The sequence below is a fragment of the Streptomyces sp. NPDC052107 genome (assembly GCF_040680215.1).
In the GTDB taxonomy this organism is placed as follows: Bacteria; Actinomycetota; Actinomycetes; order Streptomycetales; family Streptomycetaceae; genus Streptomyces.
Window position 1 is genome coordinate 104,276 of the sequence record NZ_JBFAWG010000017.1, and the last position, 14,440, is coordinate 118,715.

Genomic DNA, 14,440 nt, shown 5'->3' on the forward strand with positions numbered 1-14,440 from the left:
CGATCCCCGCGGCCTCTTCATCTGGTCCTGCGGCGCTCAGGCCGCACGGACATCCCGTTCCGCCATGGCGTGCGTGCAGGGGCGCTCGGCGGCCGCCCTGCGCCGGCGCAGGAAGCGCGGGAGCGGCAGGGCGAGGTTGACGAAGCCCTCCGCCTGCATGGCGGCGAGGCCGATGCGGGGCAGGTCGGCGGTGTTCCGGTAGACGACGAAGCGGGGTTCCCAGCGCGGCTGGAACTTGGCGTTGAACTTGTACAGCGACTCGATCTGGAACCAGCGCGAGAGGAAGACCAGCAGCCCGCGCCAGGCGCGCAGCACCGGCCCGGCGCCGATCTTCTCGCCGCGCGCGAGGGCGGAGCGGAACATCGCGAAGTTCAGCGAGATCCGGGTGATGCCGAACTTCGGCGCGGCCTGGAGGGCGGCCACGATCAGCAACTCGTTCATGCCGGGGTCGGCGCTGCGGTCGCGGCGCATCAGGTCCAGCGAGGCGCCGTCCTCGCCCCAGGGCACGAAGTGCAGGACCGCCTTCAGGTCGCCGTACTCGCCGGGCTCGTCGTCCTGCTTGTGGGCGGTGGCGATCAGACAGTCGCCGTCGGCGGCGTCGCCGACGCGGCCGAGCGCCATGGAGAAGCCGCGTTCGGTGTCGGTGCCGCGCCAGTCCTCCGCCGCCCGGCGGATGCGTTCCAGTTCGGCGTCGCCGAGGTCACGGATGCGCCGCACCCGGGTTTCGTAGCCGGCTCGCTCGATGCGCTTGACCATTTGCCGTACGTTGCGCATCGCGCGTCCGGCGAGCGAGAAATCCGCGACGTCCACCACCGCCTCGTCGCCCAGTTCCAGGGCGTCCAGGCCGGTCTCACGGGTCCACACCTCGCCTCCCGTCTCCGAGCAGCCCATGACGGCGGGCGTCCAGGAGTGCGCCTTGGCCTCGTCCATGAAGCGCTCGATGGCGCCGGGCCAGGCCTCGACGTCGCCGACGGGGTCGCCGCTGGCGAGCATCACACCGGAGACGACGCGGTAGGTGACCGCGGCCTTGCCGCTGGGGGAGAAGACGACCGCCTTGTCGCGGCGCAGCGCGAAGTGGCCGAGCGAGTCGCGCCGGCCGTGCTTCTCCAGCAGGGCCCGCAGCCGGGACTCGTCCTCCTCGGTGAGACGGGCGGCCGGGTGCTCGGGGCGGAAGGCCAGGTAGATGGAGGTGACGGCGGTGATCCAGCCGAGGGCGCCGAGGGAGAAGGCGACGGTCCAGGACGTGTTGCCCTGGTAGTCGACCGGGCCCTCGAAGCCGAACAGGCCGTAGACGACATGCGTCAGCCGATCGGCCAGGCTCGGGTCGCCGATCGTCCGATGCGGATGGACGCTGACGATGACTAGTCCGAGGACGAGGGAACTGGCGCTCATGAGGATGAAGTTCGCGAGCGCCCGCCACCTGCTGCGCGGGTCGGGCAGCGCCGCGAACTCGTCGCGGTGGATCAGCAGCGGCACGAGCAGTGCCACCGCGATGAGCACACCGATGACCGAGTGCCGGTACGCGAACTGCGCCGCCGCGCCCGCCGGCAGCAGCGCGACCGCGGCCCGCCACGCCCGGCGCTTGCACCTTTTGAGCCCGTGCGCGAGCACGAGCAACAGCACGCCGGCGCTCAGCGAGAGCGCGGCCGCGAAGGGCCCGAACGAGCCCGGCAGCACCTCGGCGATGGCGTGCATACGGCTGTGACGGAAGCGCGGGAACACGCCCGCGGCAATGTCCAGGACGCCCACGAGGGCGGCCGCCCTGCCGACGAGAACGGGAACGGCCTCGGGGCGCGGGCCGCGCAGTATGCGCCGCGCCCGGCTTGATCGGCTCGGAACCCCGCCCGACATTTCCCCATCTATCCTGACAGACATCGCATCCCGTAGTTCTGCGAGAGACCTTGAACCCGGGCCCGATCGGGCATCCGGCGACATTGCGCCCTCTAGGACGGTGTCTTGGGGAGGGAGGTTCACTCCCCACCGGAAAGTCGGGTCAAAGTCCAAGAAAAGTCCCGGGCAAGCCCTCGCGACGAAGCGTGGGCGGGCGCCGGGCGGAGAGCGCAGGCAGGAAGCAGCCCATGGGTCTCACGAGCAACAAAGTGCTGATGCTGACGATCGTCCTCGCCGTGCTGCTGTTCGTCGGCACGGTGTGGCTGTGGCCGCGGCTGGCCCGGCGCAGCTGGCGGGCCGTCAGCGGGCGGGTCGGCCTGCTGCTCACCACCCAGTTGGCGCTCTTCGCCTCGGTGGGCCTCGCCGCCAACCAGGCCTTCGGTTTCTACGCCAGCTGGGCCGACCTGTTCGGCCAGGAGACCGGCCAGGGCGTCGTCGTCGACCACATAGCGGGCGGCAACAGCGGCCCGATCCAGGTGGTCTCCACATCCCGGGTGGTGGGGACGGGCAGCGCGCTGCCGCAGGTGACGGGGCAGATTCAGAAGGTGGACATCCTCGGCCGTACGACCCATCTCGCCACGCCGGCGTTCGTCTACCTGCCCCCGGAGTACTTCCAGCCGCAGAACCGCACGCGCAAGTTCCCGGTGTCCGTCGTCCTCACGGGGTACCCCGGTACGGCGCAGGCGCTGGTGAACAAGCTGCACTACCCGAGTACGGCACAGCAGTTGGCCAAGGCGGGGAAGATGCAGCCGATGATTCTGGTGATGCTGCGGCCGGCCGTGGCGCCGCCACGGGACACGGAATGCGTGGACGTTCCCGGCGGCCCGCAGACGGAAACGTTTTTCGCCAAGGATCTGCGGGACTCGGTGATGGCCCACTACCGGGTGGACAAGACGCCCGCCAGCTGGGGCATCGTCGGCGATTCGACCGGCGGCTACTGCGCGCTGAAGATCGCCATGCACTACCCGAGGTCGTACGCGGCCGCTGCCGGTCTGTCGCCGTACTACAAGGCGCCGATCGATCCCACCACCGGGGACCTCTTCCGCGGCAACAAGAACCTGCAGAATCGGGCCGACCTGTTCTGGGTGCTCAAGCATCTGCCCGCGCCCGAGACGTCGCTGCTCGTCACCACGAGCAGGATCGGTGAGCACAATTACAAGGACACGCTCAAGTTCATCAAGAACGTGCAGGACACGAACGTGACCAGGATTTCGTCGATCATCCTTCCGAGCGGCGGGCACAACTTCAACACCTGGCGGCGGGAGATCCCGGGGACGCTCCAGTGGATCAGCACGCGGCTGGTCGCGCACTGATCCCCTGCGCCTGACTCCGTTGAAGCCGGTGATGTGGCCGTGTTTTTACGGGGCGGGGGTCCACGATTCGCCTACGCGCGGTAAGTTTCTGGCCATGCCACGTGGACGCCACCGCCATTCACCGCCTCTGCACCGGCTGTTGCCCCCGTCGGCGATCGCCGGCGTCTCCGTCGTCTGCGCGCTGGGTCCCTGGGTGTTCTCCGAGGCCACGGTGTTGCGCGTGCTGGCCGGGGCCGCCGCGGCCACGGCAGTCGTGGGCGCCTTCGTGATGCGCCGCTGGGACATCCACGCGGGCAAGCAGGTCGCCGACCTCACCCGCGCGCGTGCCGGCGACGAGTGGCGGTACGAGGAACGGCTCGCCGAGTTGGAGACCGACCTGGAGGAGTCGCGCGAGCTGCGCACGAAGCTGGAACAGCGGCTGCGCGCCAAGCGCGCGGAGCTGGCCGGCCTGCGCAACGAGCACGCGGCCCTGCTGCGCCGGTACGCCACGGCGGAGACCGAGCGCGCGAGCGCCCTGGAGGGACGCCGGCTGCTGGAGATCGAGGCGGCCGTGCCCTCGCCCGCGCTGCCGCCCGCACGCCGTGCTGAGGACGAGCCGGAACTGGAGCCGGATTCGGCCGAAGTGAAGGCGGCCGAGGAACCCGCCGAGCCTGCCGAGGCCGGGACGGACTCCGGGGGCGAGCCGACGGCGTACGCGGTGTTCTCGCCCGAGGGCGCGAAGCTGTACGGGCAGGCCCTGACGGCCCTGGCCCGGTTCGACGGCGAGGCTTCGGACGACTCCGAGGTGGACGCCGCGGCTTCCGCGGACACGGCCACGCCCGCGGCTTCCGAGGCGGCGGCTTCCGATGACACGGCCCCGAAGACTGCGGCTCCCGAGACGGGTGAGCCCGAGGCGGGTGCGTCCGAAGCCGGCGAGGCCAGGGCCGACGCGGGCGCTGTGCCGACGCACAAGGCCGATGTCCGCAAGGCCGACGCGGGCCGGGCCGACTCCGCCGGGCGGGCGGACGGCGCTGTCGAAGGCGTCCGGGAAGACGCGGCGGAAGGCGTGACGCACGGCGCCGGTGTCTCCGCGAGCGAGGCCGGTGCGCCGGCCGGCCAGGAGGACGAGGCGCAGGGGAAGCCCGTGGCGGCCGACGAGCACGCGCGCGCGGCCGCCGCCCCGATGGCACCGGCCGAGCCCGCCGCGCCCGTGGGCCGGCCGCCCGCCGGGCACTTCACGGTGCCGACCGCCGTGGCCGTGGTACCGGCCGCGCCCGCGCGGCGTCCGGTGGTCGAGGGCGGTTTCGACTTCTTCGGGACCCAGAAGGGCGCGCCGAAGGCCGAGCTGGACCCCGTGCAGAACGAGGATCTCGCCGACGTCGTCGGCCAGGAGGTCCTCGCCGTGCACAAGGCCGAGACCGAGGCGGAGTTCAAGGACGCCCACGCACATTCGGACGGCGTCGGCCAGGTCATCGACCTGACCGCGCACGACGAGACCGAGCAGATCGACATCCAGGGGCTGCGCACCGCGGCTTCCTGAGACCGCACCAGGCACCGGGCCCGGCTTCCCGCGAGGGAGCCGGGCCTCATGTCATCCGGTCATCCAGCGGTCGGGGCGGGCGTCCCGGCGGCCCGTACGGGACCGTTCCGCCTGGGCGTGCAGCACCCGCGTTGCCTCCTCGGCGTCCCGCAGACGGGCCGTCACGGTCTTGTCGGCCCCCGTGTCCACGTGGACCTCGGCGAGCCGCCAGAGGCGCTGCCAGGGCCCCCGGCTCAGCCGCATGCTCTGCACCTTGGCGTGCGGGACCAGCGAGAGCCGGCGCCGCAGCAGACCGTGCCGGGTGGCGAACACCGCGCCGGTGACCGCGAGGCGGTGGCCGCGCCACCACACCGGCACGCACCAGCGGGCCCGCCGCGGCGGCCGCGACAGCTCCTGAGGCACCGTCACGCCCGGGAGCACGCGCGCGACGACCGACTCGGCGATCGGGCGCGGGGCGACCGGTACCAGCACCGAGTTGGCGGACCCGGCCACGTCCAGTTCCACCCGCACCCAGCCGAGCCGCCGCCACAGCAGCGGCTCCACGATCCGCACGGTCTGCACCCGGCCGGGCGGGACCGTCTCGTGCGTACGGTCGAGCAGCCCATGGTCGATGCGCAGCCCGTCCGGTGACTCGCCGACCTTCCAGTCGAACTCGCCGACGAACCGCCCCGCGCTGCTCGCGCCGGCCGCGCCGAACAGCGGCAGGGCGGTCGCGAGGACCGTCCACAGGTTGTGGGTGGCCAGCCACAGCACGCTGGGCAGGACGAGCGCGGCGCACAGCGAGCCCCAGGTGGCGCCCGTCAGCACCAGGGAGAGCGCCAGCGCGCGTGGGGGCACGCGCAGCAGCTCGTGCGCGGGTGCCTCGCCGACTTCACGTGCCGTCTCGGGCGCGAAACCCGCCGCGCGCGCCAGCAGCTCCGCGCGCAGGGCGTGCGCCTCCTGCTCGCCGAGGAAGGCCAGCTCGTCCTTGTCGTCGGCGCCGACGACGTCGATCCGCAGCTTGGCGACGCCCGCCACGCGCGCGAGGAGGGGACGGGAGACGTCCACGGCCTGGATGCGCTCCAGCCGGATGTGCGCGGTGCGCCGGAACAACAGGCCGGTGCGGATGCGCAGTTCGGTGTCGGTGACCGCGAAGTGCGTGAACCACCAGGACAGGAAGCCGTAGAGGCCGGCCACCGGCACCAGAACCGCGAGCCCCAGCAGCAGCGCCGTGCCGGTCAGCCGCGCCAGCTGCTCCTGCGTCCCGTTCGGGTCGTGCACCGCCCAACCGGCGAGTACGGCGATCGGCGCCCACGCCCGGCGGAACGGCGTAACGGGGTGCAGCCGGCGCTCGGTCACCGGCGCGGGCGCCGGTATCTCCCCGTCGTGGTCCGGGGTCGTCACAGGCCCGCCGATCGTGCCTCGCCCAGCTCGGTGAGCCGGTCGCGCAGCCGTTCCGCCTCGGCCGGGTCCAGGCCGGGGATGGTGGCGTCGGTCGCGGCGGCCGCCGTGTGCAGCTGCACGGTCGCCAGTCCGAAGCGCCGCTCGACGGGCCCGGAGGTGACCTCCACCAGCTGCATCCGCCCGTACGGCACCACCGTCTCCTCGCGCCACAGGACACCGCGGCTGATCAGCAGGTCGTCCGCGCGCTCGGCGTACCGCCACGAGCGCCAGTTGCGCCCCACCAGCCGCCAGCACCACACGGCGCCGGCCACGGGCACCAGCGCGAAGGCGGCCCACGCGGGCCCCACGAGCAGGCCCGGCAGCAGCCCTGCGGCGACCGCGAGCACCGCCGTCCACACCACCACGAGCAGCCGGCGCACCCGCATCAGTGCGGGTTGCAGCCCCCGCCACTCCAGCTCGGCCCCCGGTATCCCGGTCTCCTCCGGGCTCCCCGTTTCCATGGGCCCAGCGTACGTAGGGGAAACTGGGGCCATGACTCCTACGACGGAGACCACGGTCGGGATCGGCGGCGCCGCGGAAAGCACCGACATGGTGCTCAACATCGGGCCTCAGCACCCGTCCACGCACGGCGTGCTGCGGCTCAGGCTCGTGCTGGACGGGGAGCGCATCGTGCGCGCGCAGCCGGTGATCGGCTATATGCACCGCGGCGCCGAGAAGCTCTTCGAGGCGCGCGACTACCGCCAGATCATCGTGCTCGCCAACCGCCACGACTGGCTGTCGGCGTTCTCGAACGAGCTGGGCGTGGTCCTCGCCGTGGAGCGGATGCTCGGCATGGAGGTGCCCGAGCGGGCGGTGTGGACGCGCACGCTGCTCGCCGAGCTGAACCGGGTCCTGAACCACCTGATGTTCCTCGGTTCCTACCCGCTGGAGCTGGGCGGCATCACCCCGGTGTTCTATGCGTTCCGGGAGCGCGAGGTGCTCCAGAACGTCATGGAGGAGGTCTCCGGCGGACGCATGCACTACATGTTCAACCGTGTCGGCGGCCTCAAGGAGGACCTGCCGGCCGGGTGGACCGCACGCGCGCGTGCCGCCGTCGCCGACGTGCGCTCGCGCATGGACGTCTTCGACGATCTGGTACTGGGCAACGAGATCTTCCGGGGGCGCACGCGGGGAGTGGGCGCGCTGACGCCGCAGACCGTGCACGCCTACGGGGTGAGCGGGCCCGTTGCGCGCGCCTCGGGCGTCGACTTCGACCTGCGCCGCGACGAGCCGTACCTGGCGTACGGCGACCTCCAGGACACCCTGAAGGTCGTCACCCGGAGCGAGGGCGACTGCCTCGCCCGCTTCGAGGTCCTGCTGGAGCAGACCCACATCGCGCTCGACCTCGCCGACGCCTGCCTGGACCGGCTCGCCGAGCTGTCGCCCGGGCCGATCAACCAGCGGCTGCCGAAGGTGCTGAAGGCGCCCGAGGGGCACACGTACGCGTGGACCGAGAACCCGCTCGGCATCAACGGCTACTACCTGGTCAGCAAGGGCGAGAAGACGCCGTACCGGCTGAAGCTGCGCTCTGCCTCGTACAACAACATCCAGGCGCTGACCGAGCTGCTGCCGGGGACGCTGGTGGCGGACATGGTGGCGATCCTGGGCTCGATGTTCTTCGTGGTCGGCGACATCGACAAGTAGGCCGGCCGCGGGGGAGACGTGTGGCCGACTCAGGCGAGCGGGTCCGGAATCCCCACCGGCTGGACCAGCCAGCCGAAGTCGCCGAGACCACCCGGGGCTGTGAGCTCGGCGGCCTCCCCGGCGCTCGCGAGGGCGCGCACATAGGCCGTGGGGTCTGTGGAGGCCAGCGCGAGCGGGGGGCGTGCGCCGGTGATGTCCAGGGAGTGGAGAGCGGCGCGCTGCGTGACGAGGTGCGCGGGGGGCAGGGTGCGAGCTGTGTGGGAGGGCGCCTGTGCCGTGCCGGTGGGCGTGGGCGACGGAGGCTGGAGAGAGGCCGAGGACGCACGCGCCTGGTCGAGGGGTGTGCGCGCCGTGACAGCCGCCGCGCACGCGTCCAGTGCGACGTGTGCCGTGATGTCGCACGACCCGTCCGGCACGGGTGCCGTCTCGCGCCCTTCCCGGAAGCCGGTGAGCGTTCCGAACGGGGGGCGCGCGTCGGCGGTGTGCGCGTAGTCCACGGCCACCGCGAGACCTCGCACCACCCGGTCCACCGCGCCCGCCCACGCCACGTCCCGGGGCAGCCCGATCTCCGCGCGCAGTCCTTCCTCGGCCGGCAACGGCCACCATCGGGCGAGCCAGTCCGCGTCCGCGCCGGTCACCGGCTCCCCGAGCCGCTCGGTGCCGTCGTCGGCGACGAGCACCAGCCGGGGCACGCCCGCGTAGTCGACCTCGGCCACGTCCAGGGGCACGTTGTCCAGCCACTCGTTGGCGAACAGCAGCCCTGTGACGGTGGCCGGGGGCGTGGCCAGCCAGACGATCCGTTCGTCCAGACCGGCCGGGCGGTCGGCGAGTTCGACGGCGTACCCACGCGCGCGTACGGCCACGTCGGCCGGAAGTGCGGCCAGCACCCCGGTGACGAGTTCGCCGCGCCCCGCGCCCATGTCGACGAAGTCCAGTACCGAGGGCCGTCCCAGCGCCTCGTCGACCCGGCACAGCAGCCGGGCCACGGCCTGCGCGAACAGCGGGGAGGCGTGCACGGACGTACGGAAGTGGCCGGCCGGGCCCTCCGGGCGGCGGTAGAAGCCGCCGGGCCCGTACAGAGCCGCCTCGGTCGCCGTACGCCAGCCGCGCAGGCCGTCTGCGTCGTCGGGGCGCCGTTCCGCTTCCCGTGCCGTCTCATCCGTCACCGGAACAGACTAGGCACACAGATGATCACTTCCTCCACCTTGCGGAGTACGTGCCCCCGGTGCGGATCGGCCCTCCGGTTGACCCCTGCACGCATCTGGCTTCCCTACTCTGGGTTACGTGCAGCGCCTCTACGACTTCCTCCGCCGCCACCCGACGTGGGTCGACACCTTCTGGGCCGTCGTCCTGTTCGGGCTGTCCGGTCTGAGCGTGGTCAACCTCCACGGGGTGCCCGGTCACCACATGACGCTCGCCGGGGGGATGGCCGTGTCCGCCATCCTGTGCGTCGTCGTCGCGCTGCGCCGCCGGTACCCCGAGCCGATGCTGCTGGTCGCCCTCGCGACGGGCCTGGCCCAGCTGGTGCTGGACGTCGAGACGACCGTCGCCGACTTCGCCATGCTGGTGATCACCTACACGGTGGCGACGGTCGGCGCGCGCTGGGCCTCCCGGCTCGCGCTCGCCGCCAGTCTCGTCGCGGCGGCCCTCGCGCAGATCCGCTGGCCGAACGAGCACACCAGTTTTCTGGGGCAGATCGCGATAGCCGTGTTCCAGACGGTGCCCTTCGCGCTCGCCTGGGTGCTCGGCGACTCCATGCGCACCCGGCGCGCGTACTTCGCCCAGCTGGAGGAGCGCGCGGCCCGCCTGGAGAAGGAGCGCGAGGCGCAGTCGAAGGTCGCGGTCGCCGCCGAGCGCGCCCGTATCGCACGCGAACTGCACGATGTGGTGGCGCACAACGTGTCGGTGATGGTGGTGCAGGCCGACGGCGCCGCCTATGTCCTCGACACCGCCCCCGACCAGGCCAAGAAGGCACTGGAGACGATCTCCTCCACCGGCCGGCAGGCCCTCGCCGAGATGCGCCGCCTGCTGGGCGTGCTGCGTACCGGGGAGCACCAGGAGAGCGGCGAGTACGTCCCGCAACCCGACGTCGAGCAGATCGACGAGCTGATCGAGCAGTGCCGCAGCTCCGGCCTCCCGGTCGACTTCAAGGTCGAGGGCACCCCCCGCCCGCTGCCGAGCGGCGTGGAGCTGACCGCGTACCGGATCGTGCAGGAGGCGCTCACCAACACCCGCAAGCACGGCGGGCCCAACGCGGGCGCGAGCGTCCGGCTGGTCTACTTCGACGACGGGCTCGGCCTGCTCGTCGAGGACGACGGCAAGGGCGCGCCGCACGAGCTGTACGAGGAGGGTGGCGCCGACGGACGGGGGCACGGTCTGATCGGTATGCGCGAACGCGTCGGCATGGTCGGCGGCACCCTGGACGCGGGCCCGCGCCCGGGCGGAGGATTCCGCATCAGCGCCCTGCTCCCGCTCAAACCGGCGCACTGACGCGGCCGCACGTCCCCATCGACACCTGTAACACCCTCGCCCTGAGGCAACACCACCGCCCCGATCGAAAGAGGCCCGATGACGATCCGTGTGATGCTCGTCGACGACCAGGTGCTGCTGCGCACCGGGTTCCGGATGGTGCTCGCCGCCCAGCCGGACATGGAGGTCGTGGCGGAGGCGGGCGACGGCGTCGAGGCCCTGCAGGTGCTGCGGTCCACGCCCGTCGACGTCGTCCTGATGGACGTCCGCATGCCCAAGCTGGACGGCGTGGAGGCCACCCGGCGGATGTGCGCGGAGCCCAATCCGCCCAAGGTGCTGATCCTGACCACCTTCGACCTGGACGAGTACGCCTTCTCCGGGCTGAAGGCGGGCGCCTCCGGCTTCATGCTCAAGGACGTGCCGCCCGGCGACCTGCTGGGCGCGATCCGGGCCGTGCACAGCGGTGACGCGGTCGTGGCGCCCTCCACCACCCGGCGTCTGCTGGACCGTTTCGCGCCGATGCTCCCGTCCACCGGCAAGGAGCCGCAGCACAAGGAGCTGGAGCGGCTCACCGACCGGGAGCGCGAGGTGATGGTGCTGGTCGCGCAGGGCCTGTCCAACGGCGAGATCGCGGCAAGGCTGGTGCTGAGCGAGGCCACGGTGAAGACCCACGTGGGCCGCATCCTGACCAAGCTCGGCCTGCGCGACCGGGTGCAGGTCGTGGTGCTCGCCTACGAGACGGGACTGGTCCGCGCGGGCGGCCACGGCTGAGCCCGGCCGCCGCGGGGGCCTCGGTGCAGCCCCCGCCCGGGCACGGCGAAGACCGGCCGCTGCGGCAGCCGTCAGCGCGGGCGCGTCGCGGCCGCGGCCGGGACCGGCCACGGTGGCGGGCGTCGGACGAGGCCTGTCGACGACCGCTCCTGTGGCTGTGGCTGTGGCTGAGGCCGGCCACGGTGGCGGGCGTCGGCCCGGCTGTGTCGCGGCCGCGGGTCGGGACCGGCCCTGCTGCCTGCCTCTGCGGCCACGGCACAGCCTGGCCCGGCCAGAGGGTGATATCCGCCCGGGATGCCGCGGCCGCCCATGGCTGACCCTGGCACCGACGGCGGATGTCGGCCCGAGATCCCGTGGCTGAGCCGGGCCCGATGACGGACGTCGGCCTAGGACCTGAGCGGCCGTGGCTGAGCGCGACTCCGGCGCCGGACGTCAGCTCAGGCCCACGGCCGCGGTCGGCGCCTGCTGCGGCGGGGTGCGTCAGCGCAGGACGCCCTCGATGAAGTCGGTGCCGAGGCGGGCCACCGCGGCCAGGTCCAGCTGGTGCTGGACGTACCGGCCCCGGCGGCAGTTGGTGATCAGGCCCGCCTTCTTCAGCACCGCCAGGTGCCGGGATATCTCGGGCGCCGACATGCCGTGCGCGTCGGCCAGTTCGCTCGTGGTGTGCGGGGCCCGCGCCAGATGCCGGCACAGCCCCATCCGCACCGGGTGGGCCAGCGCCTCCAAGCGGCGGGTGAGCTGCTCGACGGACGGGGCCTGCGGGCGGGAGCCGCTCGCCGGGTAGGTGATCGAGGGCTGCCAGCCGTATCGGTGCAGGACCATCACATGCGGCCAGCCGAGGCTGGTCGGGACGAGGACCAGGCCGCTGTCGCCGGTCGTGGTGCGGCCCACCAGGAGCTTGTCGACCGTGATGAGCGCGGCCTCCTCGTCGAGCGAGACGGCCCCGGAAAGTGCCGCGAGCGCCGCCCCGAGGCCCTTGCGGCGCAGGAGTTCGGTCTTGTACCGGGCGTCGGCGGCGAGCTGGGGCTGGAGACGGGCCCAGGTGTCGGCGAAGAACGCCTCGTCGCAGTCGAGCATCAACTCCCGGAACCAGGCGCGGACGGCCGGCGGATCATCCAGCAGCCGGCGCGTGAACCGCTCCTGCACGGCGCCGCGCGCGGCGGCCAGTTCCAGGGAGCGGCGGCGCAGCTCCGGGTCCTCCAGCGGGCCGGGTTCCTGGACGTCGTAACGCAGTTGGCACGGTGAACTCCAGGGCCGCGGTGACGAACTGGTCGTCCGTGAGCTTGTCCAGCTGGTCCAGTTCCTCGGCGAGGGTGGCGCCGGGGAGCGCACGGCCGCCGGGGATGCCCGCGAACGGGGCGAAGACGTCCGAGAACGTCGTACGCCACAGGAAGTCGGCCTCGCACAGCCGGTCGGCCAGGCAGGGGTCCAGCCGGGAGGAGACGGCGGTGGCCCAGCCCTGGAGGCCGGGGTGGTGGCCGGGCTCGCTGAGGGCGTGCAGGGCCATCCCCAGCTCCGCCAGCGGAGAGGGCACGACAAAGACCCGCTCCAGTGGCAGTCCGGTGATGTCGATGGTCACGCTCATGCCCTCCATCGTGCACCCGGCCACTGACACCGCCGCCGTGGATTGACGGCAGTCGTCAATCCACGGGACAGCCGCCCCGGCCGGGAGCAGGCTGGAGGCACCGGGGCAGCCGCGGAGCCCGAACGGTCACCGAGCTCACCGGGCGGTGGGTGACCCGACCTTGACCCGAGAGTCCCGAGAACCTCCGAGAAGGCGATCCGCCATGAGCATCACCCAGCAGTACCTCCTGGACAGTTACCGCGCCCGCGCGCTCGGCGAACCGGATCCGCCCGCACCGGGCCGGCACGACGCCGACCTGGTGCGCGAACTGCGCGACCACCGGCGCTTCCACGCGGTCATCGCCGGGCGCCCGGCGCGGGGGCGTGTGCGTTACGCCCTGCGTCGATGGCTGAGCCCACGCGCGCTGTAAAGGAGCGCGAGGCCCGCCTCGCCGTACACGCCCCTCTGGCCGTCGCGGCGTGCGCGTCGGCTACGCCCCAGGAAGCCGACGCGCGAAGTCGGCGACGGCCGCGCGTACGTCGTCCGCCGTCCACTCCAGGCCCGGCGAGCGCACGGAGACCTCGGTGAAGGACACCCCCGGCGCGCCGGGGTCCCAGGGACCGGCGAAGAGGAACGTCCCCTTCTCCTCGGCCTGGCGCACCGCCGCCTCCATCAGGACGTCCGGGTCGTACGGCAGCCAGACCTGGAAGTCGTGGGTGTGCGGTTCCTCGGGGTGGACGCGCGCCCACGGGACCCCTGCCGCGGCGAGACCCTCGCGCAGCGCGGCGGCGACCACGCGCGCGTGCCGTACATAGTCCGGCAGCCGGGGCAGCTCGCGCTCCAGCCCGGCAAGTGCGGACAGCGCGGTGGGGAACTGCTGGAAGACCATTCCGCCGTACCGGTGCCGCCACGCCTTCGCCTCCTCCACCAGCGTCCTCGGGCCGGCCAGCGCGGCGCCGCCGAAGCCGTCGAGGGACTTGTAGAACGACACGTAGACGCTGTCCGCCAGGCCCGCGATCTCCTGAAGGGGCCGGCCGAAGTGGACCGTGCACTCCCACAGGCGCGCGCCGTCGAAGTGCACCACCGCGTCACGCTCCCGCGCCGCCTCGACGACCTCGGTCAGCTCCTCCCAGGTGGGCAGCACGAAACCGGCGTCCCGGAGGGGCAGTTCCAGCATCAGCGCGCCGAAGGGCTCGTCGAAGTCCCGTACCTCGGCGGCGGTGGGCAGCCGGGGCTCACTGGTCACGCGCACCGGACGCAGCCCGCTGACCTGGCTGAACGCCTGCCGTTCGTGCACCTCGGGATGGGCCAGGGCGTGCAGGGCGACCGCGCGGTCGCCGGTGCGGCCCGCCCAGCAGCGCAGGGCCACCTGCTGGGCCATCGTACCGGTCGGGAAGAACGCGGCGGCCTCCGTGCCGAGCAGGGCCGCGACCCGTTCCTCCAGGTCCGCCACGATCTCGTTGCCGTACTGGTCCACGGGCTTGTCCAGGTCGTACACCTCGGGTGCCGTCTGCTGGAGGTCTGCCAGCCGCTCCCGGATCGTGCGCCGGAAGCCCGGACGCCACAGCACGCGCTCCGCCTTCGCGAAGGCGGCCCGGCGTCGCCCCCGCATCCGCTCCTGCTCGGACTGCTCCGTCTGCCGCTCGTCGTCCTGCCGCTCTTCGCCCGGTTCCGCCGTCTCGGTCATGTACGGATCATGCCCCGCCGGGGTCGGGGCGGGCAGCCGGTTTCGGCGCTCGCCTGCGCCCTGAGGCCGCGCGGGCCGAGGCGCGGCCGGGGCACGGGTGGACACCCGACTGCGGGGCGTACACGTGGCGTAACCCACAGCCTGTGGACAACCAATCGGCT

11 protein-coding genes and 1 pseudogene are annotated in these 14,440 nt (G+C 72.7%); 6 read left to right on the forward strand and 6 right to left on the reverse strand.

Features of this window, described 5'->3' with window-relative positions; translation table 11 throughout:
* Positions 1-36: 36 nt before the first annotated feature.
* Positions 37-1,851: a phosphatidylglycerol lysyltransferase domain-containing protein gene (locus AB0M27_RS20755; RefSeq protein ID WP_365723317.1), complete on the reverse strand. Its 1,815-nt coding sequence runs from the start codon at positions 1,849-1,851 to the stop codon at positions 37-39.
* A 227-nt stretch (positions 1,852-2,078) separates the two neighbouring features.
* On the opposite strand from AB0M27_RS20755, the gene AB0M27_RS20760 reads away from it, so the two are divergent.
* Positions 2,079-3,203 carry an alpha/beta hydrolase-fold protein gene (locus AB0M27_RS20760; protein WP_365723318.1) on the forward strand — a complete coding sequence of 375 codons (1,125 nt, stop codon included), beginning with the start codon at positions 2,079-2,081 and terminating at the stop codon, positions 3,201-3,203.
* A 94-nt stretch (positions 3,204-3,297) separates the two neighbouring features.
* The gene (locus tag AB0M27_RS20765; RefSeq protein ID WP_365723319.1) at positions 3,298-4,722 is read left to right on the forward strand and encodes a hypothetical protein; all 1,425 of its coding nucleotides are present in this window, start codon (positions 3,298-3,300) and stop codon (positions 4,720-4,722) included.
* 51 nt (positions 4,723-4,773) lie between these two features.
* Here the strand turns inward: AB0M27_RS20765 and AB0M27_RS20770 are convergent, their stop codons facing one another.
* The gene (locus AB0M27_RS20770; protein ID WP_365723320.1) at positions 4,774-6,105 is read right to left on the reverse strand and encodes a PH domain-containing protein; all 1,332 of its coding nucleotides are present in this window, start codon (positions 6,103-6,105) and stop codon (positions 4,774-4,776) included.
* The gene (locus AB0M27_RS20775) at positions 6,102-6,605 is read right to left on the reverse strand and encodes a PH domain-containing protein (protein ID WP_365723321.1); all 504 of its coding nucleotides are present in this window, start codon (positions 6,603-6,605) and stop codon (positions 6,102-6,104) included. Before AB0M27_RS20775 ends, AB0M27_RS20770 begins: the two co-directional genes overlap by 4 nt.
* Positions 6,606-6,636: 31 nt before the next feature.
* Between AB0M27_RS20775 and AB0M27_RS20780 the strand changes: the two genes are divergently transcribed.
* Positions 6,637-7,788 carry an NADH-quinone oxidoreductase subunit D gene (locus tag AB0M27_RS20780; RefSeq protein WP_365723322.1) on the forward strand — a complete coding sequence of 384 codons (1,152 nt, stop codon included), beginning with the start codon at positions 6,637-6,639 and terminating at the stop codon, positions 7,786-7,788.
* Positions 7,789-7,817: 29 nt separating this feature from the next.
* On the opposite strand, the gene AB0M27_RS20785 is transcribed toward AB0M27_RS20780, so the two are convergent.
* Positions 7,818-8,954: an SAM-dependent methyltransferase gene (locus AB0M27_RS20785; RefSeq protein ID WP_365723323.1), complete on the reverse strand. Its 1,137-nt coding sequence runs from the start codon at positions 8,952-8,954 to the stop codon at positions 7,818-7,820.
* 118 nt (positions 8,955-9,072) lie between these two features.
* Between AB0M27_RS20785 and AB0M27_RS20790 the strand changes: the two genes are divergently transcribed.
* Positions 9,073-10,278, forward strand: a complete 1,206-nt coding sequence (locus AB0M27_RS20790) for a sensor histidine kinase (protein WP_365723324.1) — start codon at positions 9,073-9,075, stop codon at positions 10,276-10,278.
* Positions 10,279-10,356: 78 nt separating this feature from the next.
* Entirely contained in the window at positions 10,357-11,028 is a 672-nt protein-coding gene (locus tag AB0M27_RS20795; RefSeq protein ID WP_365723325.1) for a response regulator transcription factor, read from the forward strand.
* A 480-nt stretch (positions 11,029-11,508) separates the two neighbouring features.
* Here the strand turns inward: AB0M27_RS20795 and AB0M27_RS20800 are convergent.
* Positions 11,509-12,613, reverse strand: a pseudogene (locus AB0M27_RS20800) (DUF5937 family protein).
* Between the two features lie 202 nt (positions 12,614-12,815).
* Between AB0M27_RS20800 and AB0M27_RS20805 the strand changes: the two are divergent.
* The gene (locus AB0M27_RS20805; RefSeq protein WP_365723326.1) at positions 12,816-13,022 is read left to right on the forward strand and encodes a hypothetical protein; all 207 of its coding nucleotides are present in this window, start codon (positions 12,816-12,818) and stop codon (positions 13,020-13,022) included.
* Between the two features lie 60 nt (positions 13,023-13,082).
* Here the strand turns inward: AB0M27_RS20805 and AB0M27_RS20810 are convergent, their stop codons facing one another.
* Positions 13,083-14,279, reverse strand: coding sequence for a beta-eliminating lyase-related protein (locus AB0M27_RS20810; RefSeq protein WP_365723327.1), 1,197 nt, complete (start codon positions 14,277-14,279; stop codon positions 13,083-13,085).
* Positions 14,280-14,440: the final 161 nt, after the last annotated feature.